Source organism: Aeromonas sp. QDB63, assembly GCF_027707425.1.
Lineage (GTDB): Bacteria > Pseudomonadota > Gammaproteobacteria > Enterobacterales > Aeromonadaceae > Aeromonas > Aeromonas caviae.
The window spans coordinates 86,799-112,253 of sequence record NZ_JAPCIS010000011.1 but is presented as its reverse complement, the minus strand read 5'-3'; the positions used below and the strand labels follow the sequence as shown (position 1 = coordinate 112,253).

Below are 25,455 nucleotides of genomic sequence, written 5' to 3'. Positions count from 1 at the left end.
GCGGCCACCGTCAGGCCAGGCGGAAGCGCCCCATGCTCTGGCGCAGACCCGCCGCCAGCTGGCTCAGCTCCAGACAGGCTTTGGCGGTGTGATCCGCGCCAGTCGCGACCTCGTTGGAGGAGTCGTTGATGCGCGCCACGTTGCGGCCCAGCTCATCGGAGACCGCATCCTGCTCGCCACAGGCACTGGCAATCTGGATCGCCATGTCGGCTATCTGGGCCACCGCCTCTTCAATCTGACGAATGCCCGCGCTGGTGCGTTCGCTCTGACTCACGCACTGGCGGATCATCTCGCAACTCTGGCCGGTCACCGACTTCGCCCGGTTGGCACGGGCCTGCAGGGTCTCGATGATGGCGACGATTTCGCCGGTGGAGGCCTGGGTACGCCCCGCCAGGGTGCGCACCTCGTCGGCCACTACCGCAAAGCCGCGCCCCTGCTCACCGGCACAGGCCGCCTCGATGGCGGCATTGAGTGCCAGCAGGTTGGTCTGGTCGGCAATGCCGCGAATGACATCCACCACCAGGTTGATCTGGGCAGACTCTTTCTCCAGTTAACTCACCAGGTTGCCCGCCTGCTCCATCTCACCGGCCACCCGGGTGATGGCATCCAGTGCCCCCTGCACATCCTGACTGCCGCGACGGGCCAGGGCATTGGCGGAGCTTGCCGACTCCGAGGCCACCTCGGTGTTGCCCGCCACATCCGCTACCGTCGCCTTCATCTGGGCCATGGCGGTGGCGACCTGGGCTATCTCCTGCTGCTGGCTCTGGATCCCCTGGGATGATTGCTCGGAGACCGCGCTCACCTCCTCGATGGCGGCCCCCAGCTGGGTCACGGCGGCGGCCACCTCCTCGATGAGCCCACGCAGGTTGTCCTGCATCTTGAGGGAGGCGCTGGCCAGCATCCCCAGTTCGTCCTGCCCGATGTGCTGGCGATCCAGCCGATGGGTCAGATCCCCCAGGGCGATGGCATTGGCCTGGGCCACCACGGCTTGCAGGGGCAGGCAGATCTGGCGGGTGAGGAACCAGGTCATGACCCCCATGAAGATCAGCAGGGTCGCGATGCTCACCACGGCAAAGGTCATCACCATGGTGACGCTGCCAAGCAGGCTGCCACGGTTCTCTTCCACAAAGCCAAGATTCACCTTCACCAGGGCACGCACCGCCAGCTCCAGCTCGGTGTAGAGTCCGTTCGAGCGAAACAGCGCCTCCCTGGCCTCATCCCTGCTGCCCTGGAACAACAGGGCATCCACCTGGTTGACGGCCCCCAGATATTGCAGCCACTGCTGCTTGACGCGGTTGAAGGCCTGGCGTTCATGCTCGGCCCCCACGGTTGCCTCGTAGGCATCCATGACCTGCTGCACCTTGCCCAGGCTCTCCTGGATGCGGGCGCGGCGAACCTGCCTGTCGACGGCATCTTCCACCATCAGCAGGGCAAACTGGGCACGGCGCACATAGGAGACGTCATAGAGCAAGTTGTCCACCGAGAGCACGCTTGGCAGGGTGGAGTCGGTGAAGTTCAATACCCGATCCCGAATGTCCCGCAGTTCGGTGGCGAGAAACAGGCCGAAGACGGCGTTGATGACGGCAATGACCGCAAAGACGGCGGCAATCTTCTTGCCGATGGAGAGATGCTTGTAAGACATGTTGGCTGGTGATCCTCGACTGCAGATGTGCAGTGACACAATGATCACATCCGTGTAAGCGGTGACCCGAGACTCCTGACGGGAAATGACGATGGGAGCAAAGAGAGGGGATCCCTTGCTTCCCGCTCGCCCCACGCCGGGCCTTGTGCCCGCCACGAGGCTGCCAGCACAGGAGCGACCAGCTCGACGCAAAACTTGAGCCGATTGCCACAATCGGTCCGCCGTCATGGACAAAGCAGGGGCCAGGTTATGTAATGGCCGTTCGTCTCTCCCCATTCCTGTCTTCAGAGGCCCCATGGACAACGTATCGACCCTCTCCCCTTCCTGGTCTGTCCAACTGCGCGAGCAGATAGCAGATCGCCCCCTCATCGCCCTGGGGCTGCTGCTCGCCCTGGTCGCCGTGCTGCTGCTCCTGGTGCAGAGTCTCGTCATGCTGGCAGCAGGAGAGATCACGGCCGGGGTACGCTATGGCCTCATTGGCGGCGCTGCGGGTTTTGCCGCCACGGCGCTGGGCGCCCTGCCTGCCCTGTTCCTGCGTGCCGTCCCCCAACGGGTGGAAGATGCCATGCTGGGGTTCGCCGCCGGCATGATGCTGGCGGCGAGCGCCTTCTCCCTGCTGCTGCCGGGGCTCGAGGCCGCCGAGGGGATCACGGGTGACGGCTTCCTCGCCGCCGCCGTGGTGGTGGCCGGTATGACCCTCGGGGTGCTGCTGATGCTGGGACTGGATCAATTCACCCCTCACGAACACGACAAGACCGGCCCCTGTGGTCCCGGCCATGAGAGCTGCTCACGGGTCTGGCTGTTCGTCTTCGCCATCGCCCTGCACAACCTGCCCGAAGGCATGGCCATCGGGGTCAGCTTCTCCCAGGGGGACATGACGGTGGGACTGCCCCTCACGACCGCCATTGCCCTGCAGGACATTCCCGAAGGACTGGCTGTAGCGCTGGCCATGTGCGCAGCCGGTTTTCGCCCGCCGGTGGCCGTGCTGGTCGCCATCGGCAGCGGCCTGCTGGAACCGCTCGGCGCCCTGCTCGGGGTCGGGCTCGCCAGCGGCATGGCCATCGCCTACCCCATCGGCCTCGGGCTCGCGGCTGGTGCCATGCTGTTTGTTGTCTCCCACGAGGTGATCCCGGAAACCCATCGCAACGGCCACCAGACCCACGCCACCCTGGGCCTGATGGCAGGCTTCGCCCTGATGATGACACTGGATACAGCCCTGGGGTGAGACGCCGACGCCCCATGCAACCCGTGGTCTCCCATGAAGTGATCCCGGAAACCCATCGTAACGGCCACCAGACCCACGCCACCCTGGGCCTGATGGCAGGCTTCGCCCTGATGATGACGCTGGATACAGCCCTGGGATGAAACGCCGATGCCCCATGCAACCCGTGGTCTCCCACGAAGTGATCCCGGAAACCCATCGCAACGGCCACCAGACCCACGCCACCCTGGGCCTGATGGCAGGGCTTCGCTCTGATGATGACACTGGATACAGCCCTGGGATGAAACGCCGATGCCCCATGCAACCCGTGGTCTCCCACGAGGTGATCCCGGAAACCCATCGCAACGGCCACCAGACCCACGCCACCCTGGGTCTCATGGCGGGCTTCGCCCTGATGATGACCCTCGACACCGCGCTCGGCTGATCACCCCCCTCAAGCCCCGTACGCCCGGTGACGACAGCGCGAACCCCTTGAAATAAGAGGGGGAAATCGCCTAATGTTGAGCCCCCGGCGCCCTTTGACTGGTTGATGTACGGCGCCTGAATCCCATCGGAAGCCTGCCCGGATGACCCTCAGGATAATCCTGCTGCTGTGTCTGCTTGTCCTCACCGCCAGGGCTATTGGCGCCACCGAGGTCTTTTATACGGCCGCGCAGCAGGCGTCGTCCCCCAAGTACGTGACGCTCCCCGACGGGCATGTCGGCGGGATCTGCGTCGATCTCTTCCGGCTCATGGAAGCAAGGGAGCCAGCCCTTCGCATTGAGGGAGATCAGCGCTTCCTGCCGCTGCGACGGCTGGAAAAGAAGGTGCAGCACGGCCAGCTGGACTTCATCTGCGGCGTGGGGGAGAGCCCGGCCAGGCGGGATCACTTCATCGTCCTGACCCCCGCCATCTTCACGGTGCGCTACCACCTGGCGGTGCGCCGTGACGATCCCGTCGAGATACGCAGCTGGCAGGATGTCAGGGCCCTCGGCCAGGCGGGCATCATCCTCATCAACCATGGCAGCGGCGCCATCGCCCGGCTCCAGGACATCGGCGGCCTCATCATCGACAGCGGCGGGATCAGCAACCAAGCCAACTACGAGAAGTTGTTGATGAAGCGCGGCCGTTTCGTCTACTACCGCTCCCCGGGGTTTGAGTCCGACTTGCGCGAACAGGGGCTGGCCGACAAGATCCGCATCCTCCCCACCGTGATGGAAGAGACTCCCTTCTACATCCTGTTCCATCGCCACAGTGCCCCCGAGCGCCTGACCCTGTTCGCCAACACCCTGCAACGGCTCGCAGACAGTGGTGAACTGGCCGCCCTGGCCAGACGCTACCCCTGACCCCCCATCCGCGCCATCGCAATGCTCGGCGCCACCGCCAAGTTTTGCTATCATCCACGCCAACTTTTTCGGCCCAGCGGCCATCGAGACGAGGTAGATGATGAAAGTAGGTATTATCGGCGCCATGGAGCAGGAAGTAGCCCTCCTGCGCAGCCAGCTGAGCGAGCCCACCACCCTGCAACTGGGCGGCTGCGAGTTCTATCAGGGCAAGCTGGCCGGTAAAGAGGTGATCCTGACCCGCTCCGGCATCGGCAAGGTCGCCGCCAGCGTCGCCACCAGCCTGCTGCTGGAGAAGTTCGCTCCCGATTGCGTCATCAACACCGGTTCCGCCGGCGGCTTCGCCCAGGATCTGCACATCGGTGACGTGGTCATCGCGAGCGAGATGCGCTTCCACGACGTGGACGTGACCGCCTTCGGTTACGAAATGGGCCAGATGGCCCAGCAGCCCGCCGCCTTCCCCTGCGACGAAAAACTCATCGCCCTGGCACAAGCCTGCATTGCCGAGCAAGGCAAGCACCAGACCAAGGTCGGGCTCATCTGCACCGGTGATCAGTTCATGTGCAAACCGGACGCCATCGCGAAAGCCCGTGCCGACTTCCCGCAGATGCTGGCGGTGGAGATGGAAGGGGCCGCCATCGGCCAGGTGTGCCACATGTTCAAGGTGCCCTATCTGGTGGTACGGGCCATGTCGGACATCGCCGGCAAGGAGCAGGTGGAATCCTTCGATGCCTTCATCGAGGTGGCGGGTCAACACTCCGCCGAAGTGATCATCGCGCTGCTCGGCAAGCTGTGATCGACGCCCCCTCCTGGGATGCCCTGATGACCGCCCTCGCCTCCACGACGGCGGGCATCATGGTGGGGGCCGCCCTGCTGGAGGCCCTGCTGCCCTGGCCCGCACGCTTTCGACCCGGCGCAGCCGTGCCTCTGCTCACCCGCCTCGGCCAGAAGGTCTATCGCCCCGACGGCACGCCACGCCAGCAGAGCCAGGCCGGGCTCCTTGCCCTGCTGGTGGTCTGGGTGCCCTGCGCTGCCGGTCTCTGGGCGGTGCGCAATCTCTCCCTGTCCGAGCCCCTGTTCGACCTCCTGTTCCTGCTGCTGATGCTCGAATCCCGCCCCTTGCGGGAACTCGCCCAGGGGAGCCGCGCCCTGGCGACCCAGGAGACGCTGGTCGTGGCGAGGCTGCAGGTCGCCCCCTGGCTCAAGCGGGAAACCGGCAAGCTCTCGGTGATGGGGTTGAACAAGGCGGTGAGCGAGACCTGCGTACTGCGCCTCGTCGGTCAGTGGGCCGCCCCCCTGCTGGGCTTCGCCCTGGCCGGGGTACAAGGTGCCCTGCTGGTGCGGCTCGCCCAGTTGACCCATCTGGCGTGGAACCTCAAGCAAAGCGCGTTCGTCCACTTCGGCCGCCCGGCTGCGGCGCTCTATCAGGGTTTCTGCGCCCCCGCCATCCTGCTGCTGGCGCTCCCCCTGTGCCTGACCCAGGTGCGCGGGCTGGGCAACAGAATGCGCCCTGCGCTGCATTGGCCTCATCCCGCCATGGGGGTCCTGCTCGCGCTGCTGGCCCGGGCGACGGGCAGCCGACTCGGCGGCCCCCGCTACTATCAGAGCCAGCTGGTGCGCTTTCCGGTATTTGATGAGGGGAGCGAACCCGATGCCAACCTGCCCCTGCGCCTGCTGCAGCGTCTGCAACTGACCGGCTGGGGCTGGCTCGGGCTCTCGCTGCTCCTGACATGGATGGCGCTCAATCATGGCTGATCGCGTTTCCCTTCGTGCCCTGGGCCTGTTTGTCTGCCTGCTGGGCACCTCACTGTGCGCCATGGCCACCCCGCCGCAGCGCATCGTGAGCCTCACTCCCCATCTGACGGAACTGCTGTTCGATATCGGCGCCGGGGATCGCGTGGTCGCCACCGACGATGCCTCCGATTACCCCGCCGAGGTGGCCAACCTCCCCCGGGTGGCCAACTATCGCAGCATCAACCTCGAGGCGCTGCTGGCCCAGAAGCCGGATCTGGTAGTGGCCTGGCGCTCCGCCCAGGCCCGCATGCTGGGCCCGGTCGAGCGCCTCGGCATCCCCGTCTTCTACTCGGAGCCCACCGACTTTGCCTCCCTGGCCACCGAGATGCGCAGCCTGGGGCACCTGCTCGGGCTCACGCCCAGAGCCGACGAGCAAGCCCGCGCCTATCTGACCCGGCTCGACGCCCTGGCGGCGCGCTACGGCGAGCCCAAGCCCCTGTCTGTCTTCTATCAGCTCTGGTACCCGCCGCTCACCAGCGTCAATAATTCGACCTGGCCGGGGCAGGCCATCACCCTCTGCGGCGGACGCAACATCATGGCGAAGACGGGAGCAGCCTACCCCCAGGTCGGGCTGGAGCAGGTGATCAAGGGCAATCCCGGGCTTATCCTGGCTGGCGGCCGGGATCCTTCCGTGCTGGATCACTGGCGGCAGTGGCCCATGCTGGACGCCGTCAAACACCAACGGCTCGCCCTCATCAACGCCGATGAACTGCACCGTTTCACCCCCCGCGCCCTCAACGCGGTGGAGCAGATATGCGAGGCGATCGCCGGGACTAGCGCGCAAACTCCTTGATGGCGCCTGCGTCACGGCGATGCTGTCTCCCATATCGCTGGTTATGGCATAAAATATGCTTTTGAATCTAACAGACACTCACTTCATAACGGGACCATGACATGTTCAACGGCAAAACGATCCTGATCACCGGGGGAACCGGCTCCTTTGGCAAGAAGTTCATCGAGGCTGTCCTCTCCCTCTACACGCCGAGCCGGTTGATCGTCTACTCCCGTGATGAACTCAAGCAGTTCGAGATGCAGCAGCGTTTCAATCACCCCTGCATGCGCTATTTCATCGGTGACGTACGGGATGCCGAACGCCTGGACATGGCCATGCACGGCGTGGACTTCGTGGTGCATGCCGCCGCCCTCAAGCAGGTGCCTGCCGCCGAATACAACCCCATGGAGTGCATCAAGACCAACGTCGGGGGCGCCGAAAACGTCATCAAGGCGGCCCTCAACAACGGGGTCGAGAAGGTGATCGCCCTCTCCACCGACAAGGCCGCCAACCCGGTCAACCTCTATGGCGCCACCAAGCTCTGCTCCGACAAGCTGTTCGTGGCCGCCAATAATATGGCGGGCAAGCACCCGACCATCTTCTCCGTGGTGCGCTACGGCAACGTGGTGGGGTCGCGCGGCTCCGTGGTGCCCTTCTTCGATCAACTGATCAAGGAAGGGGCCAGCAGTCTGCCCATCACCCATGGCGAGATGACCCGCTTCTGGCTCACCCTGCAGCAAGGGGTGGAGTTCGTGCTGACAAACTTCGCCCGCATGAAGGGGGGGGAAGTGTTCGTTCCCAAGATCCCGTCCGTGCGCATCACGGATCTCGCCAGCGCCATGGCCCCCGAGCTGCCCCAGGAAGTTATCGGCATCCGCCCAGGGGAGAAGCTGCACGAGGTGATGTGCCCGGCTGACGACTCCTACCATACCTATGAGTTCAAGGACTATTACGTCATCGCCCCCAGCATTACCTTCAATCACCGTAGCGATGACTTCTCTGTCAATGCCATAGGAGAACAAGGTTGCAGCGTGCCTATAGGATTTGAATACAACTCTCTCAATAATCCCGTCTTCATGTCCCAGAGTGAGTTGCAGCAGCTCAACAAGGAGGTATTGGCGGAATGATCCCCTATGGCAAACAGGACATTTCGACGGCAGATATTGCCGCAGTCAATGCAGTACTAAGCTCCGACTTCTTGACTCAAGGCCCGAAAGTCGCCGAATTCGAACAGGCACTCTGTGCCTACACAGGGGCCAGGTATTGTCTGGTGGTCGCAAGCGGTACAGCGGCCTTGCATCTGGCGGTCGCAGCAATGGAATTGCCCGAGGGTAGTGAAGGCATAACTACACCCAATACCTTTGCCGCTACGGCCAATAGCATGGCTTACTGTGGTATCAAGCCTGTATTCGCCGATATAGACCCCATCAGCTATAACCTATCCCCCAGCTCAGTATCGGCCCGTATAACTTCAGCCACTCGGTTACTCAGCCCTGTTCATTTTGCAGGTCAACCTGCGGACATGCCGGCTCTTTCCCTCATCGCCAAACAACATGGTCTAAAAATCATCGAGGATGCGGCCCATGCGATTGGCTCCTGCTACGCCGATGGTAGTCCGGTTGGCAGTTGTCGCTATTCGGATGCCACCATCTTCTCATTTCACCCTGTAAAAACTCTTACTTGTGGTGAAGGGGGTGCAGTGATGACGAATGACCCTACCTTGTATCAGCGCATGTTGCTGCTACGCAGCCATGGCATTACCAAAGATCCTGCTCTAGTCAGCCAACAACCGGGGCCCTGGTATCACGAGATGCAGACCCTAGGCTGGCATTACCGCATGACTGACATGCAGGCGGCCCTGGGCTTAAGCCAGTTGCAACGCCTAGATCTGTTCAAGGCGCGCCGCCGTACCCTGGTAGCGCAATATAACCAGGTACTGGCAGAACTTTCCTGGCTTAAGACTCCCCAGGAAATGGAGGGGCTCTCCTCTTGTTTCCATCTCTATGTGGTAGAAATCGATTATGCAGCTATTGGTAAGAACCGCAGCGAAGTCATGGCTTCATTGATGGCTGAGGGCATTGGCACCCAGGTTCACTATATTCCTGTTTATCATCATCCTTGGTATCGTGAACAATATGGAGACAAAACAGGGTCATGTCCGGTCGCAGAGCGTTATTATCAGCATTGTCTCTCTTTGCCTCTCTATTTCACTTTGAGTGATGAAGAGCAGAGCCACGTGATCCAAGCTATACAGCGCTTGGCCCGTTAGTCAGAAAATACTGTGTATCACTCTTGGCAGCCCGACCTCTATGACATGGAAACTCCTATGACCACAGCACAGACCCTGGCCATCATCCCTGCGCGGGGAGGAAGCAAACGCATTCCGGGTAAGAATATTCGTCCTTTTGCTGGTGTTCCTATGATTGTGCATTCAATTAGAGCTGCACAGGACGCGGGCTGTTTTGATCAAATCATCGTCTCAACCGATGATGAACTAATCGCAGAAGTTGCTCTTCAGTACGGTGCAAGCGTGCCATTTATCCGCCCTCCTGATTTAGCCGATGACCATGCGGGAACCCAAGAAGTGATCGCACACGCCATCAACTGGGCCATCTCACAAGGATGGCAACTCGGTTCAGTGTGCTGTCTATATGCAACGGCGCCTTTCGTCCGTGCGGATGACCTACGTACTGGCCAAAATATACTAGAAGAGAGCCATCAGCATTTTGTTTTTAGTGCCACTACTTTTGATTACTCTCCTTACAGAGGATTTATTCGATCTGGTGATGGTGTCGAAATGCTTTTTCCCGAACACTTTCCCACCCGCTCCCAGGACTTACCCGAGGTCTTACACGATGCGGGGCAATTTTATTGGGGTAAGCCCACAGCTTGGTTAACCGAGCAGCGGCTGTTCAGTGCCAATGCCAGCCCCCTGATGCTGCCAAGGCACCGGGTTCAAGACATAGACACCCTCGAGGATTGGCGCAGGGCCGAATTACTGTGGCAATTGCTCAAGCAGGAGGAAGTCACATCATGAGTGCCCACATTTTCTCTACGACATCAGAAAATGCCCTGTCCTTGAACATTTACAGTAGAGGAAATGCCAGCTGCCTATTGAGTCATCTCAACTATTTCGCAGTCAATGCCGTGAGCAAGAAAATGCGTCGACTCGATACCTTGTCCCAACAGTTGAATGCCCCAAGCTGGCTGCTCAAGAGCTATTTCATCCAGGAGCTGTGCAAGCGGGGCATCCTCAGCCTCGGCAGCCACAACCTGAACCTTGCCCACAGCGAAGAGGACGTCCAAACCCTGCTGGCCGTCTATGCCGATATCCTGCCGGCGCTTATCCGGCTGGATGCGGACAAGGCCATTCATCAGGCCCTGGATGGCGAACCTATCCAGCCGGTGTTCAAGGTGCGTTGAGTGATGAAACTTTGGATTTTTACTGAAGGAGATCAATTGAGAGGTTTAGGGCATCTAAGTAGGTGCTCTTCGTATGCGGCTGCATGGCAAAATTTAGGAGGCATTGTTCAGTGGGTTATTGATGGAGATTCAACGGCCAAACGATTCATGAATCAAAGTAATGTCATATGGAAAAAATGGCAGCATGGGAATATAATTGTTCCCTCAAATAAAAACATTGCTATTGTCGATAGCTATACAGTATCCTTAGAACAGCTTGAATATTTATCTTCGTTATTTAATATAATATCATACCTTGATGATACCTTTCGCTTACCCTATCCCAAGGGAATTGTTGTACATCCAGCATCAACTTCAACTCAAATCACAAAAAGTTCATGTTGCTGGTTGACAGGGCCTACTTGGCAGTCTATTAGACCAGCATTTATCAAAACAATAAAAGAAAAAGCAGTAGTAGGCACTATTAAAAACATTCTCATTATGATGGGAGGAACAGATATTAGAAACATTACCTCCCTCGTTATTAGTATTGTAAGGAAAGTATATCCCTCTGCAAGGTTACATGTCATAACAAATATTGCATTAGACAATGCGAATAATTGCACCTATTACAGTAACCTTAGTGCTAATCAAGTAGCCGATTTAATGCGTAAAAATGACATATCTATTTGCGCTGCAGGTCAGACAATTTTTGAGCTGATCGCATGCTTACTACCCTCAATCATCATAAAGACAGCTGAGAATCAATCGATTCAATTAAAGCAAGTTTCATCTAAAGATCTATTTCCAGTGATTGAGGAATGGAGTCATGATAACTTAAAAGAAAAAATATCATTCTACCTTTCATTATTAGATAGTTATGATGAAAGGAGTAAGTATGTTTATAAAATGAAGAATTATGGTGTCTCCGATGGTGCAAGTAGATTTGCAAATTTGCTTTTTTATTACTCAAAAATATCAGATGTTATAGCTTACGGTTGTCTAAAATTAGTTCCCTTCACAATGCTGAGCAAGGCTGAAAAGATAAAGATTTTGTCTATAAGGAATAGAATTAAAGTACGCTGCCAGATGATGAACACCAAACGTATTTCAATATCCTCACATTTTAGATTTATCAGCACCCAGATTAATAATCCTTTAAATATAAACTATGCAGTATTTTATGGCGATGTAATTATTGGTTCTACATCTTTACATAAAATAGACTGGGTATATAAAGAGGCTTGGTTAGACATATATAGACACCCGAGCCACAACTGGTCTGGTTTTGGCAATAAAATTTTACTTGCAGCAAAGCACGTGGCTTTTGACATTGCACATCTAAATAAACTCAATCTATGTGTTAAAAACAACAATAAAAGTGCTTTGGATTTATACAGAAAGCATGGCTTTATTCAGGTATGTTCGGAAAATGACATTGTAAAAATGACACTTTGCAAAGAGAGTTATCAACAAAATGAAAAATACTAAAAAATCTATCTTAGTTATTTCCGCACATCCTGATGACGAAACAATTGGCTGTGGTGGTACTATTGCAAAGCATATCAGCCAGGGTGATTCGGTATACGCACTATCATTTACTGATGGTGTCAGCTCAAGAGAGGCCCATGCGGATCGCACCACCTCAAAAGACAGAGTAAAGGCATCTGAAATGGCAGCTGAATTACTTGGTTTCTCTTGGATTAGCAGAGGCGAGTATCCAGATAACATGCTAGATACAATACCAGTACTGGATTTGGCAAAAAATATAGAAGCAGTGAAGAGAAAGTATTCTCCGGATATTATTTATACTCACTCCTATGCAGACCTTAACGTCGACCATAGAAAGGTTCATGAAGCAACATTGATCGCTTTTAGACCCCAACCAAAAGAGACCTGGCAGGAAATTAGGGCTTATGAAGTAGCATCATCAACTGAATGGGGAATGCAATCCTTTACCCCTAACTTATTTATTAATATTGATGAGTTCATAGAAATAAAAAAAGAAGCCCTAGCATGCTATTGGATGGAGTTGAGAGACACACCTCACCCAAGATCTATCTCATCGATTGAATGCATTAATAGAGTTAGAGGTTCTCAAGCCGGATTCAATTATTCTGAAGCCTTTGAAATAATTAAGTCGAGAGGATTTTAAATGAAATTTGCCATTGCTTGTAAAAGTGATCACTTCTGGCATCAAATGAAAGCCCAATCACCAGAATTAATTAGTGAAGCAAGTGGTATATATAAATGTCAAGATGATTTGCGTTCATTACTAGAAAGCAATGTGGATATAGTTTTCTTTCCACACTGGTCATGGGTTGTACCTAGTGAAATAATAAATAAAACCACCTGTATTTGCTTCCATAGTACACCACTACCCTATGGGAGAGGGGGGAGCCCAATTCAAAACATGGTTTTAAATGGGCATACAGACACTCAGGTTGTTGCACTTAAAATGACGAATCAACTAGATGCTGGGCCAATATATCTACGTCAAGATGTATCGCTTATTGGGGGCGGAGAAGAGATTTTTAGAAGAATATACCAAACAACAATATCTATGATGAAGAGCTTATTGATTGCTCTTCCATCTCCTACAGAACAAGAAGGCGAGGTTACGATTTTCACACGTAGACAAAGTGATGACAGCAAACTTGACATGTATCATAGCATTGATAATGTATTTGATAAAATAAGAATTTTAGATGTGGATAACTATCCTCCTGCCTATATAGAAATAGGAGATTATAAATTAACTTTCACACATCCATCCATGAGACTTTCTGGCGAAATTGATGCTCATGTCAAGATACACAAAATAAGATGACATATTTAACAATCAATTCAAATATTAGTTATGAATAACTTTCGTCTTAATCACGTTCAAATAACAGAAATAGAGACATTCATGGCCCAAAGAATTCATCCGGCTCGATGCTTTATCATTGCCGAGCTCTCTGCCAATCACGGTCATTCTCTGGAGACGGCCCTAGCGACAGTACGCTCAGCCAAGGCGTGTGGCGCCGATGCCATCAAGATCCAGACCTACACAGCTGATACTATGACCCTTGATTGCGGCAATGAATATTTCCAGATCAATCAGGGCACCATCTGGGATGGCACCACGCTCCACAAACTCTATCAGGAGGCCTATACCCCCTGGGAGTGGCATGCCGCCATCCAGGCCGAGGCCCGCAAAGAGGGGCTCGTCTTCTTCTCTACTCCCTTCGACACCAGTGCCGTCGATTTTCTGGAGACGCTCGACGTCCCTCTCTACAAGATCGCCTCGTTTGAAATCACCGACATTCCTCTGATCGAGTACACCGCCAGCAAGGGAAAGCCGATGATTATCTCGACCGGTATCGCGACCCTGGCCGATATTGATGCTGCCGTGCAGGCATGCCGCCGCGTGGGCAATCATGACATCACATTGCTCAAGTGCACTTCTTCCTATCCAGCGCCGGTGGACGAGGCCAACCTGCTCACCATGCCCAATATGAAGCAGACTTTCGGAGTCGAAGTGGGCTTGTCGGATCATACCCTGGGAGAGGCCGTTGCCATGGCTGCCACCGCCCTGGGGGCTCGTGTGATAGAGAAACACTTCATTCTGGACCGAGCCCTGGGTGGGCCGGATGCCTCCTTCTCCATGACACCGGATGAATTCGCTCATATGGTCGAGGGAGTACGGCAAGTCGAGGCTGCACTGGGGAATGTCAGCTATCACCTCAACGACAAGACACTGCGAAACCGGAAATTTGCTCGTTCTCTCTTCGTCTGTGAGGACATGAAAGCCGGGGATGCATTCACGTCACGCAATGTCCGCTCCATCCGCCCTGCCGATGGGTTGCCCCCGGTTCATCTTCCATCCCTGCTGGGTCGCCATGCCAGCCAGGATATTCAGGCCGGCACGCCGCTGGCATGGTCATTGATTGTCTGACTGCAAGGAACATCCCATGGATCAGAAAAATGTCTTCATGGCCCGGGAAGGGAATGAATGGTATGAGCGCAACAAGAGCGCCATTCTCGGCAAGACACTGGACAACGACCCTATCTTCAAGGCGCTGGCGTATCTGGGCTGCAAACCTGCCAGGATTCTGGAGATAGGGTGCGCCAATGGCTGGCGGCTAGCGCAGCTGGCCGAGCACTACGGTGCCCGATGCTATGGGGTGGACCCCTCGGCCAGCGCCATACAAGACGTTGAATATGGTAACTTTCGCTCTATTTAAACTAACAATTAATTTTCTTCCTGTTGAGGGCTGAACTCATTGAAATAGAATCTAAAGTACATATCCAAAACGATATTTTATTTATGTGTAACTGGCTCAGATAATATTACGTTTCTAACCTTCAACAAAAGGATCTTAATATGAAAGCAGGTCATGTTTTATTACAGAGGGAAACCAATAACAACCTTAGCATTACAATAAGGAACTTAACGAGTTCAGACATCACCCTTCAATATTGTAACTGGTTGAATGACAAAGAGACAAATCAGTATCTTGAGTCTCGATTTACTGAATGGGACATGCAATCCCTTTTAAATTATTATCATGAAAAGAACAAATCAGAACTAATGCTGGCTATCATTGATGATGATACAGGAACACACATTGGAAATATAAAGGTCTCAGGAATAGATAAACACCATCACAGAGCAGAGATAGGAATCATCATTGGTGATGAACATTTCTGGGGGAAGGGAATTGCAACCACGGCCATTGGAATCGTTGCTGACTACTGTTTTGACACCCTGAACATTCATAAGTTAACTGCCGGTGCATATGCCGACAACCTAGCGTCCATCAACGCCTTCATAAACAATGGTTTTATTATTGAGGGGCAAAGAAAAGAACACGTCCTGACGCCATCAGGTTGGTCAGATGTGGTTTTGCTAGGAAAATTAAAAGTTCAAAAACAATGATGAAACGCCGACTCAATGTCGGCGTTTCATTGTCATGTCCTAAATAAGTTCATTACTTCATTATCAATCATATCCACACTATCAAGCGCTTGTGGATACATCTCCTTTGCCTTCGCCAAAAACTCAAGCCAGAGGCCAATGGCTGGCTGCATCAGCACTAATGTTTTTTCTTCATCTTCAAAAGAATAGAGAATGGAGCTCAGCAGGGTAAACACATAGTTCATCGAACCAATCATAACTTGTGCAATATGCTGCTGTCGGGTAGCGGCGATTTGAGAAAGATAGCCAAAATTGCGCAACATCAACTGATTGATCTCATTACGAGACGTAAATTCCTGTTGCCATTCGGTCACCATCTTGTCAATGAAAATATTGAAGAACTCGATATCCAGCAATGGCTCGAAATTTTTCTTTGACAAGGGGATAGGTGCACAAAAGGTGCCAATTTCCCCAAGCAGAGCAGACTTATCAATCGGTATAGAGAGACTTATATCTGCACTTGGAAAGGCCTTCGCCCTCTCTATCTTGGCTCCATCGCTGCAATTAAAACAACTTACGTCTTCATTGGCAGCCAGCACCTGCTCGATCACCCATCTTGAGGTATCAAACATAGCATTACTTATTATAGTTTCACCAAAATTCCCTTCACGTTGCCATAAGCTATCGCCATACATCATATCCCCCAGAGCGCGGGCACTTTCCTCATTGTTATAGTACGAGCTGAATTTAGAATGATGGTGACCCTTGTGCTTATAGCCATTATCCAAACCGAACAGATACAGCGTTTTAAAACCAAGATGGATAGGAGCAGCAATACCGATATTCCCCACCAAGGGATTTATTCCACCAAGGGATACGTAAGAACCCACATGGGGAAAGTAATTATGGTATAGTCTCACTCCCGGCTCGCTTGGCTTAAATAAAAGCGCAGACATATTAAACAAAGTAGCGCAATCAGGATGAATTACATCTGCACTCAAAAAAAGAATATCTTGGAGATAATCAGGATCGTTTAAATTAACTAGAAAATCATAGACGATTTTCGTTCGTTCAATCGCAACGTAAATGTCTGGTTTAATCCCCACTTTGTGTAGTGCGGAAATGGCACTACCACAAGCAACAAGAATAGCTCCATCCTTATTTTCTTTAATTATATCTAATGATTCATCTAAAGAAGGGCCATTCCCAATAATGAATACTGGAGTGTGCTTAAATCTGTTTGATAACTTCTTTCCCTTCTGTATAAATGGTACAGAGCGCTCAATATTAGTTACTGTGTGAGATAAGGAAATTATATTGTCATCAAAAAAACCCCATCCCATTACCAACAAATAATATTCCTGTTGTACTTTTTCTATCAGCTTTCTTATCTTTTCGTTCTGATAACCCCACATAACAAAAGCATTGGCGACTAAGAAGGAACCGCGGCTGTGAATGGCCGAGGCGAAGTCCTTGACGATGGTCTCTTCATCCTGTCCCAACAAGATCTGCAGTCCCAGATTCTCCTGATGCAGGTAATCGAGCAAGGGTGCCCAGTCAAAGCAGTACAGAGAGGCGTAAAAGAGATCCAGATCCGGCTCAAACAAGAAGAGGGTGCCAATCTTGCACCTTTCATAGAGATAACCAAGGTGGTACCCGAGACCGACGCCGAATACCAGGGCACTGGGCACCTCGCTGGGCACATGACCAAGCAAGGTTTCCTTCGCAGAAATGTCGTCAAGATAGGTATTCAGCTTGTTGAGGTACTCGACATGCATAAAGCCCAGGGGATTGGCCTCTTGACTAAAGGAGAACTTGGACAAAGTCCCCTTCTCCATGAACTCGGTCACCAGGGTCTCGCATATGAGGTAGGGCTCGGCCCCGTAAACGGCAACATCATCATCGAGCCACGCCAGATTGGGTTGACCATTTTCAGTGCAGAATAATTTGAACGGGCGGGCCGGTTGATATGCCTCATACATGTCGGCGATATGGGGAATATATCGACGAAATGCCGCCATATTCTGTGCAAAACGCAACGGCAGTGCGACTGCCATGGCCGCTTCCTGTTCGGCTTGCTGCTGTAGTCGCAGTGCCTCCTGTTCGGCTTTTGCCAGGGTAGCATTCAAATTGACTGACATCAGAACTCCTTGCTGTTCACGCGATACGCTTGCCCAGCCTTGTTGGCTTTACCGACTTGAGCTAGCTGTTTGAATACGATCTGGTGATGACTGGCAGCCAGGGCTTGCAGACGTGCGTCCTCAATAGCGTGTGCGGCCGCCAGGGTGGCGGCAGGCTGTCGCTGCATCGGCTCCACCCTGGCCAGCTGTACCAGACTGTCTATCAGAGCCAGCCGCTCATCCATGCACTGCAGGGCCTCGTCATATTCTTTTTGTTCCAGCAGCGTTTCCATCAGGCTGACATTGTCCTGCAGCGCCGCTTCGAGGGCGGCTAGCGCGGTGCTCACAGCTCACCCAGCTGCTGGCGCATCTGAAAACCTTGCTGTTTTTCTGCCTCGGGCAGCTGATCCCAGGCGGATTTGATCGTCACCATCAGGTTCATGACCTCATCGAGGGGAGCAACATCTCGTGTCAGGCTGGCATCCCAGATCCGCTCATCCATATAGGCATAAAGGCCGTGCAAGTCTTCGGAGATGGCGCCCTGGCTCATATCGAGTGCATCTTGCAGCCCATGCAACAAGCCTTGCGCCTTGGAGACGGCGATGGACTTTGCCTCCATGTCTTGCCGTTCGATGGCCCCTTTGGCCTGTGCCAGGCGCTCGAGAAATCCCTGCATCATCAGTTGAATGACACGGTGCGGATCGGCAACCGCCAAATCAGCCGCTATGCTGGTTGCCTTATATGCCTTCAGATTACGGTGGTACATAAGATGAAACCTCGAAATATCACTCTCAATTATCTTTTATTTGCAATGTAGACAGGGCAGATGCCGAGTTGTTCATTTTGACCAGCAGGGCATCCAGGCTGCCGTATTGGGCACGCAGGGCCGCCTCATATTTCACCAACTGGGCATTGCTGGTCACTTCTTTCTGACCCAGGCTACGCAGATCCGCATTCAGGGTATCGGTGCGCTGCGCCAGCATGCCCCCTGACTTGGTATATTCTTTGAGCCCCTTGCTCAGAGAGCCGGCAAGGCCCTTTTCATTGCCAAACAGGGCCACCACCTGATCGAAGTTCTTGTCGACCGCTTCCCCGAACTTCGTCTTGTCGAGGGACAGTTTTCCCTTGTTATCCATCTTGATGCCAATCTCGAAGATGGTCGAATAGGTCGAGCTGCTCTCAGAAGGGCTGACCAGCAGATTGCTCATGAAGGTGCTGATGGCCCGCGTCGTGGAATCACCGGCCAAGGCACCGCCGTCATCCTGTTTCACGCCCCCGACGAAGCTGCTGCGCTTGCCGAGCGTCCCTATCTTGTCCTGCAAGGCGTTGTAGCCATCGACGAACTGCTGCACCAGCTCCTGAATGGAGGTCTTGTCGGTGGTGATATCCACCTTGTTGGACTTCAGATCGCCATTGCTGTCCTTGTCCGATACCCGCAGCACCGTCAGCTTCAGATCCTGAATGCTGTCATCGAAGACATTGGTATCGCTCTTGAGGACGTTGCCATCGACCACGATCTCGGCGCTGCTCGCCGGCTGAGTCTGACTCATGGCACTGCCGGCGGCACCGGTCGAGAAGATATCCAGCTCGGCATTATCGCCCGTGATGGTCAGATCTTTGCCATCGCCCGACACACCCGAATCGATGATGAGTTTTGCCTTGCCATCCGCAGTGTTGACTATGTTGACGCTCAGGCCGAAGTTGTCACCACTGCCGTTGATGCTCTTGCGGATATCTTGCAGGGTATCCCCCGCTTTCACATCAACCTTGAATTCCTTGTCACCCGCCTTGAAGGTCAACTTGCCATCCTGGGTGATCAGAGGGGCCGTCGAGCTGTCAAACATCCCTTCCTGCCGGCTCGTCTGTGCCAACTTATTGACGGTAATATTGTACTGACCGTTGGAGCCGCCGCTCTTGCTTTCCATCTTCAGAACAGGATCATCTTTGTCTTGCGTGATATTGATGGCCCGTTTGTTGAACGCACCCGGGGCACTCAACTTGTCGAGGATGTCGGTGAAGGCGGAGATAGAGGACTTGAGCTGGCCTATGCCAGACAAGGTGATCTGGGTACTGTTGCGTTTGGTGATGATCGGCTGCTGCAACTGGGCCTTCTTGGCCTCCACACTCGCCGAGATCACACTTTCAAGCTGGAGCCCAGACCCTGCACCCGCAGAGGTAATCGCCATACATCCTCCTGTTTATTAACTTAAAAAATAGGGTCAAACCTGGCCATCGAACAACAGACCCGAGAGGTTGATGCTATCGTCTCCCCCCTGTTCCATGGCCTGCAGTCTCTTTTTCATCAAGAGAATTTCTTCACTCGGGATCTGGCGTATTACCTGCCTGGTATCGGCATCTATCACCTTGATCACAGGCTGATCGAGCTCAGGCACAAGACTGAAGTTGATGGTCCATCCCTTCACTCTGCTCAAACTGTCCAGCCTTTCTTGCAATTCTTGGGCCTGCTTTTCTAATTGCGCCTTCTCGGTGCGCGATGCTGACGCCTTGATATGCGCTGATGGTTCTTGCGATGCCTTGGCTGTCGGCTCGACCCCCGCCTGCTGCTCCACACGCTCCTCAGCGATGGGTGGAGAAACAGACATGGCGGCCTGAGGGCCGCCATGTTGAGTTAGCGTCGAAGTAACAGAGGGCATGGCTATCGATTCATTGGCCATCTGCTGCTCCTTCTATCAGTAGCTGATGGGTGTAACGGCTTAGCCCAGCAGTGACAGAGCCGACTGCGGACGCTGGTTTGCCTGGGCCAGGATGCTGGAAGCCGCCTGCTGCAGGATATTCTGCTTGGTCATGTTGGCGGTCTCGGTGGCAAAGTCCGCATCGCGGATCCGGGAGCGCGCGGCGCTGACGTTTTCCGAAATGTTGGCCTGGTTGCGGATGGTGGAATCCAGACGGTTCTGCACCGCACCCAGTTCGGCACGCTTGCTGTCCACAACCTCCAACATCAAGTCGGTAGCAGCAAGAACAGCCTGCGCATCAGCTTGCGTGCCTATGTTGATATCACCATCAGCACCACCACCAAAGATGGTCGTCATATCGATGGATGTACCGATGATTGTCCCCAAATTTACATCCGTTCCCGCTGCTTTTGCGATCCCCGATATGCTGAAACCTCCACTCTGGGCCAAGCTAAAGCCGATAGTCTGATTGGCATCGGCACCCACTTGGAAAGTGCCGCTGTAGTTGCCATCCAGCAGCTTGGTTCCGGCGAAGGTGGTATCTTTCGAGATACGATTGATCTCGGCACCCAGTTGATTCACCTCCTTTTGCAGAGCTGCACGATCTTTATCAGAGTTGGAGCCGTTGGCAGATTGTTGGGCCAGGGTACGCATACGCTGCAGCATGCCGGTCACTTCATCCATGGCCCCTTCCGCGGTCTGTGCCAGGGAGATGCCGTCGTTGGCGTTGCGGTTGCCCTGATCCAGGCCGTTGATCTGGGAGGTCAGGCGGTTTGAGATCTGCAGGCCCGCCGCATCGTCCTTGGCACTGTTGATGCGAAGGCCCGATGCCAGTCGGGTATAAGAGGTATCCAAAGACTTACTGGTATTCATCAAGTTACGCTGGGCGTTCAGTGATGAAGTGTTGGTATTGATAAACATGGCCATAAAAGATTTCTCCTGATGAACAAGAAACTGCGGGCTCTGCTTGCATCTATGCAGCCAGGGTCCCACCGTTCAGATGGACAGATTGAACGGTCTGTGCCATCTGGCGGGCCCCCTGTTTGAACGAACACAAGACCCGCAGTTGCGCAAATGTTGGATTTCCGAACACCCCTCAATTTGCTTCACTCTCTGTAACGGCAACCCCATCAGAAGCTTTAGGAAATTTATTGCCGTATTCATCAGCAGAGAGGCAATATCTCTCCGCTTACAGCCCTGTGCTGGATAACTCGATTCTTTTAACTTGAGGTCGGGACTTGTTCAAAATTCAACACAGAAACATGCTTTTCATGGCATGGTTTATGCTTAATGTTATTGAGCTGCCAATTTTTCGGCGCTCATAAAAAAGGCCGACAATGTCGGCCAAAGAAGAGCTTACGCTCAGGAGAACAACCTCGAGGGTGACAGAGTGAACGATCTGCGCAACACTCGAGGGGTAATACCAATAAGAGAACTTTTCTTTCGATAGGACAAGGCGTAAATCCGAACACCCCATTGTTCCATCTTGCTTACCAGGGCGGCCTGAACAACCGCCCTTTTCTTTTTCTTGCAATCAGTCCTCTTAGCCTTGCAGCAGGGAGAGCGCAGACTGCGGGCGCTGGTTGGCCTGGGACAAGATGCTGGAGGCTGCCTGCTGCAGAATATTCTGCTTGGTCATGTTGGCAGTCTCGGTAGCAAAGTCTGCATCGCGGATACGGGAACGCGCAGCGCTGACGTTTTCCGAGATGTTGGCCTGGTTGCGGATGGTGGAGTCCAGCCGATTTTGCACCGCACCAAGTTCGGCACGCTTGCTGTCAACAATCTCCAACATCAAGTCGGTAGCAGCAAGGACAGCCTGCGCATCAGCTTGCGTGCCTATGTTGATATCACCATCAGCGCCACCACCAAAGATGGTCGTCATATCGATGGATGTCCCGATGACTGTCCCCAAATTTACATCCGTTCCCGCTGCTTTTGCGATCCCCGATATGCTAAACCCCCCCGACTGAACCAAACTAAACCCGATGGTCTGATTAGCATCAGCTCCCACTTGGAAAGTCCCACTAAAATTGCCATCGAGTAGTTTGGTGCCCGCAAAGGTTGTGGAAGTAGAGATACGATTGATTTCGGCACCCAGTTGATTCACCTCCTTTTGCAGAGCTGCACGATCTTTATCAGAGTTGGAACCGTTGGCCGATTGCTGGGCCAGAGTACGCATCCGCTGCAGCATGCCGGTCACTTCGTCCATGGCACCTTCAGCTGTCTGCGCCAGGGAGATGCCGTCGTTGGCGTTGCGGTTGCCCTGGTCCAGACCGTTGATCTGGGAGGTCAGACGGTTGGAGATCTGCAGACCTGCCGCATCGTCCTTGGCGCTGTTGATGCGCAGGCCGGAGGCCAGACGGGTGTAGGAGGTATCCAGGGATTTGGTGCTGTTCATCATGTTACGCTGAGCGTTGAGCGATGAAACGTTGGTATTGATATACAGACTCATGATTTTTCTCCTAAGCTATTAAAATTTAACTTTAATTCACTCAGGCTTTATTGTGTTTTGTGCCTGATATGTTTAGTTAACGGCGCCTTTTCACAAGGCTTTAATTTCTTTTTTCTGCCTTTCTGGCAGTAATCGCCGCCTAACCTATATATCGGCCTCTATTCCCTTCCCTTGAGAAAAAAATCGGGATTTTTTGTCACCTGACTGCCTGCCCCACGGGCCATAGTGGCCACAGCCCGCATCAGACAAGGCGGGAGCGTGATCTTCACCCAGCCTTCAGAAACCGGCGCTGGCTCCCACTTTTGCACGCCAGCATTGCTCATCCCCACACCTTGCCCCTAAAATCGCCGCCCCATCATCTATTAGACGTGAGTTGTTCTCCATGCAGACTCTGGTTGAGCAGATCGTTTACATCAGCGACATGTTTGGTACTGCGGTATTCGCGTTTTCGGGGGTCCTGGTGGCGGGTCGTCTCAGAATGGACGGCTTTGGCGTCATGGTGCTGGCCGCGGTGACTGCCATCGGTGGCGGCACCATCCGCGACATGATCCTGGGGGCGACCCCGGTGTTCTGGGTTCGCGACCCTCTCTACATCTGGGTGGTGATCGCCACGGCCCTCGTCGGCATGTGGATGGTCAAACTGCCCCGCCGCATGCCCTGGTACGTGCTGCCGGTGGCGGACGCCTTCGGGTTGGCGCTCTTTACCGTGATCGGTGCCCAGAAGGCCCTCAATTTCGGCACACCCGGGCTCATTGCGGTGATCATGGGCACCATGACGGGGGTTGCGGGCGGCATGATCCGTGACGTGCTGGCCCGGGAGGTGCCCATGGTGCTGCAAAAGGAGATCTACGCCACCGCCTGCATTCTGGGCGGCATCCTCTATACCCTGTCGCTGGAGGTCGGGGTAGACAGGGTCAGCGCCATGCTCATCAGCATGCTCGGGGTGTTTGGTCTGCGGGTGGCGGCCATCTACTGGCACCTCTCCCTGCCCACCTTCTCGCTGCAGCGCAACTGAGAAGCCTCAGAGTGGGCGAGATCCCATCCCGGCAGGGACAAGATTGAACCAAGCCGGCTTTTCTGTTGTCATACAGGGGTCGTTTCAAGCCGGAAAACCTCATGCAAAAACTTGGGCTCATTACCACGCTTGTTCTGATGATGGTGGCAGCGGCTCATGCGGGAGCACAGGCCCTGTTCGGGCGTCTGGCATCCACCCCGGTGCAGCAGTTCAACCAGCAGATCCGTCAGGCGAGCAGCAGTCAGCAAGGCTGGGTCAACGACTATCGCGAAGTGGCTCGCCGCTTCGTGGGCCATAAAGATGTACCCACCCGTATCCATGCTCAACAGCTGGACAACGATCTGGTGCTCTCGGTGGCCCTTGATGGCCAGCGTAGCGACATGCTCTACATCCTGACCCTGTTTCGCAGCAACAACCTGTGGCAGATGCGTCAGGCCGAGATGGGCTGGCGCTGTCAGGGTCAGGAAACCTTCACCCCGGTCCCCTGCCCCTGAGCGTCTACCTTCATCCGAGTGAAATAAAAAATCCGGCGCCTTGGCCGGATTTTTTATACGCGTCTTGCCGTCACATCACGGACGGTAGACCTTGACGTTGGCAAAGCCCTTCTCTTTCAGGTAAAGCGCCTGCAGTTTGCTCATCACGCCACGATCGCAATAGAGCAGGTAGGTCTTCTCTTTCGGCAGGTCACCAAAGGCGGTGGCCAGCTTGAAGAAGGGGATATGCATGATCTCGCGCCCTTCCACCACCAGCGGCTTGTCGTCATGCTCCTCCATGGAGCGAATGTCCAGGATCACCTCGTCGTCACCGCTCTCGGCGGTGGTCTCCACCTCCTGCACCTCGGCGGCGGTCTCTTCACCGATGCGACGAATGTCGAGGTAGCGGGCCTCGGCCACCACCTTGTCCAGAATGGCAAAGTCGAAGTTCTCCTCTTCCGCCTCGATGCGGGAGAGCTCGGCCTTCACGGTCGGCTTCTTGGAAATCACGCCGCAATACTCCGGCATGGTCTCCGCGAACTCCAGGGTGCCGATGCGGCGGGCTTCGCTGATGATGTCCGGCTTGTCCCAGGTGATGAGCGGGCGCAGGATCACCTTGTCGGTCACCCGGTCGATGACGTTCAGATTGGTGAGGGTCTGGCTGGAAACCTGGCCAACGCACTCGCCGGTCACCAGGGCCGGGATCTGGAACTCGTCGGCCACCTTGGCAGCGGCACGCATCATCATCCGCTTGAGCACCACCCCCATCTGGCCGTTGTCGATCTTCTCGAGGATCTCGGCCACCACGGGCTCGAAGTCCACCGCGGTGAAGCGCACCCGGTGGGAGGAGCCGAAACGGTTCCACAGGTGATAGGCCACCTGCTTGACGCCAATCTCGTGAGCCGCCCCACCCAGATTGAAGAAGCAGTAGTGCACCCGGCAGCCGCGCTTGATGAACTGGAAGGAGGCGACACCCGAGTCAAACCCGCCGGAGAGCAAGCTCAGCACATCTTCCTGGGTGGCGATGGGCATGCCGCTCAGCCCCTGGTGGATGGCGCTGACGATGAAAAGCTCCTCGCCATCGATCTCGAGGTTGATCTTTACATCCGGGTTCTTGAGGCGCACGCCGTTGCTCACGCAGTGCTGGTTCAAACCACCGCCCACGTAGCGCTCCACTTCGAGGGAGGAGAACTCGTGCTTGCCGTGGCGCTTGGCACGCACGCAGAAGGTCTTGCCCTCGAGCTGATCACCCCAGACGGCTTTCACCTGCTCGAAGATGTCGTGCAGGTCGGTAAACTTGCTGGCCTGCACCTCGAGGAAGGCCTGAATGCCGGGGATGCAGGCCAGGGCTTCGATGGCTTGCTCGCGGAACTGGTCATTGCGGGAGCTCACGATCAGCTTGTCCCAATCCATCCGCACCCGGGCATCGTCGTCAAAGCGGCGCAGGACATTGCGGATATTGCCCTGCAGGATCTTGATAAAGCGCTGGCGAACCGACTTGCTCTTGATGGTGATTTCAGGGAACAGCTTGATAATGAACTTCATGGTAATGACTCGGGTGGCCTTGATTTAAGGGCGCGAATTATATCAGAACTTTGTGACCAGCGCCTACTGCATGAGCGGCTGCTCACATTCCCCCACGCAA

General features: G+C 54.5%; 25 protein-coding genes and 3 pseudogenes. 19 read left to right on the top strand and 9 right to left on the bottom strand.

Translation table 11 applies throughout. The features are described from left to right. Positions 1-10: 10 nt before the first annotated feature. A pseudogene (locus tag PG879_RS10025) lies at positions 11-1,642 on the bottom strand (methyl-accepting chemotaxis protein). A gap of 295 nt (positions 1,643-1,937) precedes the next feature. Between PG879_RS10025 and PG879_RS10020 the strand changes: the two are divergent. From PG879_RS10020 to PG879_RS09935, 17 genes and pseudogenes are all read left to right on the top strand, one after another. Further along, positions 1,938-2,867 (top strand): ZIP family metal transporter, encoded by a 930-nt coding sequence (locus PG879_RS10020; RefSeq protein WP_041212823.1) that lies wholly within the window; start codon positions 1,938-1,940, stop codon positions 2,865-2,867. A gap of 23 nt (positions 2,868-2,890) precedes the next feature. After that, positions 2,891-3,007: pseudogene (locus PG879_RS10015) on the top strand (ZIP family metal transporter); the annotation flags it as partial. A gap of 164 nt (positions 3,008-3,171) precedes the next feature. After that, positions 3,172-3,288: pseudogene (locus PG879_RS10005) on the top strand (ZIP family metal transporter); the annotation flags it as partial. A gap of 142 nt (positions 3,289-3,430) precedes the next feature. Beyond that, complete coding sequence (locus tag PG879_RS10000; RefSeq protein ID WP_270830109.1) at positions 3,431-4,189, top strand: substrate-binding periplasmic protein; 759 nt, start codon at positions 3,431-3,433, stop codon at positions 4,187-4,189. A gap of 100 nt (positions 4,190-4,289) precedes the next feature. Next, the gene (gene mtnN / locus PG879_RS09995; RefSeq protein WP_010674306.1) at positions 4,290-4,982 is read left to right on the top strand and encodes a 5'-methylthioadenosine/S-adenosylhomocysteine nucleosidase; all 693 of its coding nucleotides are present in this window, start codon (positions 4,290-4,292) and stop codon (positions 4,980-4,982) included. A gap of 26 nt (positions 4,983-5,008) precedes the next feature. Beyond that, positions 5,009-5,941: a cobalamin biosynthesis protein gene (locus PG879_RS09990; RefSeq protein ID WP_270830108.1), complete on the top strand. Its 933-nt coding sequence runs from the start codon at positions 5,009-5,011 to the stop codon at positions 5,939-5,941. After that, positions 5,934-6,773 carry a cobalamin-binding protein gene (locus tag PG879_RS09985; protein WP_405696145.1) on the top strand — a complete coding sequence of 280 codons (840 nt, stop codon included), beginning with the start codon at positions 5,934-5,936 and terminating at the stop codon, positions 6,771-6,773. The genes PG879_RS09990 and PG879_RS09985 overlap by 8 nt, the downstream gene beginning before the upstream one ends. Before the next feature lie 101 nt (positions 6,774-6,874). Then, positions 6,875-7,879, top strand: a complete 1,005-nt coding sequence (pseB, locus tag PG879_RS09980) for a UDP-N-acetylglucosamine 4,6-dehydratase (inverting) (RefSeq protein ID WP_266141428.1) — start codon at positions 6,875-6,877, stop codon at positions 7,877-7,879. Next, positions 7,876-9,021 carry a UDP-4-amino-4,6-dideoxy-N-acetyl-beta-L-altrosamine transaminase gene (gene pseC / locus PG879_RS09975; protein ID WP_270830105.1) on the top strand — a complete coding sequence of 382 codons (1,146 nt, stop codon included), beginning with the start codon at positions 7,876-7,878 and terminating at the stop codon, positions 9,019-9,021. Before pseB ends, pseC begins: the two co-directional genes overlap by 4 nt. A 57-nt stretch (positions 9,022-9,078) precedes the next feature. After that, the gene (pseF, locus tag PG879_RS09970; protein ID WP_216944053.1) at positions 9,079-9,789 is read left to right on the top strand and encodes a pseudaminic acid cytidylyltransferase; all 711 of its coding nucleotides are present in this window, start codon (positions 9,079-9,081) and stop codon (positions 9,787-9,789) included. A gap of 122 nt (positions 9,790-9,911) precedes the next feature. Further along, on the top strand, positions 9,912-10,175 hold the full coding sequence (locus tag PG879_RS09965; RefSeq protein ID WP_270830104.1) for a hypothetical protein: 264 nt from the start codon (positions 9,912-9,914) through the stop codon (positions 10,173-10,175). Positions 10,176-10,178: 3 nt separating this feature from the next. Then, positions 10,179-11,645 carry a GNAT family N-acetyltransferase gene (locus tag PG879_RS09960; protein ID WP_270830103.1) on the top strand — a complete coding sequence of 489 codons (1,467 nt, stop codon included), beginning with the start codon at positions 10,179-10,181 and terminating at the stop codon, positions 11,643-11,645. Beyond that, the gene (locus PG879_RS09955) at positions 11,632-12,309 is read left to right on the top strand and encodes a PIG-L deacetylase family protein (protein WP_270830101.1); all 678 of its coding nucleotides are present in this window, start codon (positions 11,632-11,634) and stop codon (positions 12,307-12,309) included. The genes PG879_RS09960 and PG879_RS09955 overlap by 14 nt, the downstream gene beginning before the upstream one ends. Next, complete coding sequence (locus tag PG879_RS09950; protein WP_270830099.1) at positions 12,310-12,984, top strand: formyltransferase family protein; 675 nt, start codon at positions 12,310-12,312, stop codon at positions 12,982-12,984. A gap of 81 nt (positions 12,985-13,065) precedes the next feature. Continuing rightward, positions 13,066-14,094, top strand: coding sequence for a pseudaminic acid synthase (pseI, locus tag PG879_RS09945; RefSeq protein WP_270830114.1), 1,029 nt, complete (start codon positions 13,066-13,068; stop codon positions 14,092-14,094). A gap of 16 nt (positions 14,095-14,110) precedes the next feature. Then, positions 14,111-14,383 carry a class I SAM-dependent methyltransferase gene (locus PG879_RS09940; RefSeq protein ID WP_270830097.1) on the top strand — a complete coding sequence of 91 codons (273 nt, stop codon included), beginning with the start codon at positions 14,111-14,113 and terminating at the stop codon, positions 14,381-14,383. A gap of 140 nt (positions 14,384-14,523) precedes the next feature. Continuing rightward, a complete protein-coding gene (locus PG879_RS09935; RefSeq protein ID WP_270830095.1) occupies positions 14,524-15,078 on the top strand; it encodes a GNAT family N-acetyltransferase in 555 nt (184 codons plus the stop codon). A gap of 32 nt (positions 15,079-15,110) precedes the next feature. Here PG879_RS09935 and PG879_RS09930 read toward each other — a convergent pair whose 3' ends face one another. From PG879_RS09930 to PG879_RS09900, 7 genes are all read right to left on the bottom strand, one after another. Continuing rightward, the gene (locus tag PG879_RS09930; RefSeq protein WP_270830093.1) at positions 15,111-17,198 is read right to left on the bottom strand and encodes a motility associated factor glycosyltransferase family protein; all 2,088 of its coding nucleotides are present in this window, start codon (positions 17,196-17,198) and stop codon (positions 15,111-15,113) included. Further along, positions 17,198-17,524 (bottom strand): hypothetical protein, encoded by a 327-nt coding sequence (locus PG879_RS09925; RefSeq protein WP_270830092.1) that lies wholly within the window; start codon positions 17,522-17,524, stop codon positions 17,198-17,200. Before PG879_RS09925 ends, PG879_RS09930 begins: the two co-directional genes overlap by 1 nt. Next, positions 17,521-17,943: a flagellar export chaperone FliS gene (fliS, locus tag PG879_RS09920; protein ID WP_270830090.1), complete on the bottom strand. Its 423-nt coding sequence runs from the start codon at positions 17,941-17,943 to the stop codon at positions 17,521-17,523. The genes PG879_RS09925 and fliS overlap by 4 nt, the downstream gene beginning before the upstream one ends. A 25-nt stretch (positions 17,944-17,968) precedes the next feature. After that, positions 17,969-19,363, bottom strand: a complete 1,395-nt coding sequence (gene fliD, locus PG879_RS09915) for a flagellar filament capping protein FliD (RefSeq protein WP_270830089.1) — start codon at positions 19,361-19,363, stop codon at positions 17,969-17,971. A 33-nt stretch (positions 19,364-19,396) separates the two neighbouring features. Next, the gene (locus PG879_RS09910) at positions 19,397-19,852 is read right to left on the bottom strand and encodes a flagellar protein FlaG (protein WP_270830088.1); all 456 of its coding nucleotides are present in this window, start codon (positions 19,850-19,852) and stop codon (positions 19,397-19,399) included. Between the two features lie 39 nt (positions 19,853-19,891). After that, positions 19,892-20,797: a flagellin N-terminal helical domain-containing protein gene (locus PG879_RS09905; RefSeq protein ID WP_270830085.1), complete on the bottom strand. Its 906-nt coding sequence runs from the start codon at positions 20,795-20,797 to the stop codon at positions 19,892-19,894. 616 nt (positions 20,798-21,413) lie between these two features. Then, on the bottom strand, positions 21,414-22,322 hold the full coding sequence (locus PG879_RS09900) for a flagellin N-terminal helical domain-containing protein (protein ID WP_270830084.1): 909 nt from the start codon (positions 22,320-22,322) through the stop codon (positions 21,414-21,416). 382 nt (positions 22,323-22,704) lie between these two features. On the opposite strand from PG879_RS09900, the gene PG879_RS09895 reads away from it, so the two are divergent. Beyond that, on the top strand, positions 22,705-23,337 hold the full coding sequence (locus PG879_RS09895) for a trimeric intracellular cation channel family protein (RefSeq protein WP_042075824.1): 633 nt from the start codon (positions 22,705-22,707) through the stop codon (positions 23,335-23,337). A gap of 101 nt (positions 23,338-23,438) precedes the next feature. After that, complete coding sequence (locus PG879_RS09890; RefSeq protein ID WP_039038657.1) at positions 23,439-23,831, top strand: hypothetical protein; 393 nt, start codon at positions 23,439-23,441, stop codon at positions 23,829-23,831. A 75-nt stretch (positions 23,832-23,906) separates the two neighbouring features. On the opposite strand, the gene thiI is transcribed toward PG879_RS09890, so the two are convergent. Then, on the bottom strand, positions 23,907-25,355 hold the full coding sequence (gene thiI / locus PG879_RS09885) for a tRNA uracil 4-sulfurtransferase ThiI (RefSeq protein WP_010674285.1): 1,449 nt from the start codon (positions 25,353-25,355) through the stop codon (positions 23,907-23,909). Positions 25,356-25,455: the final 100 nt, after the last annotated feature.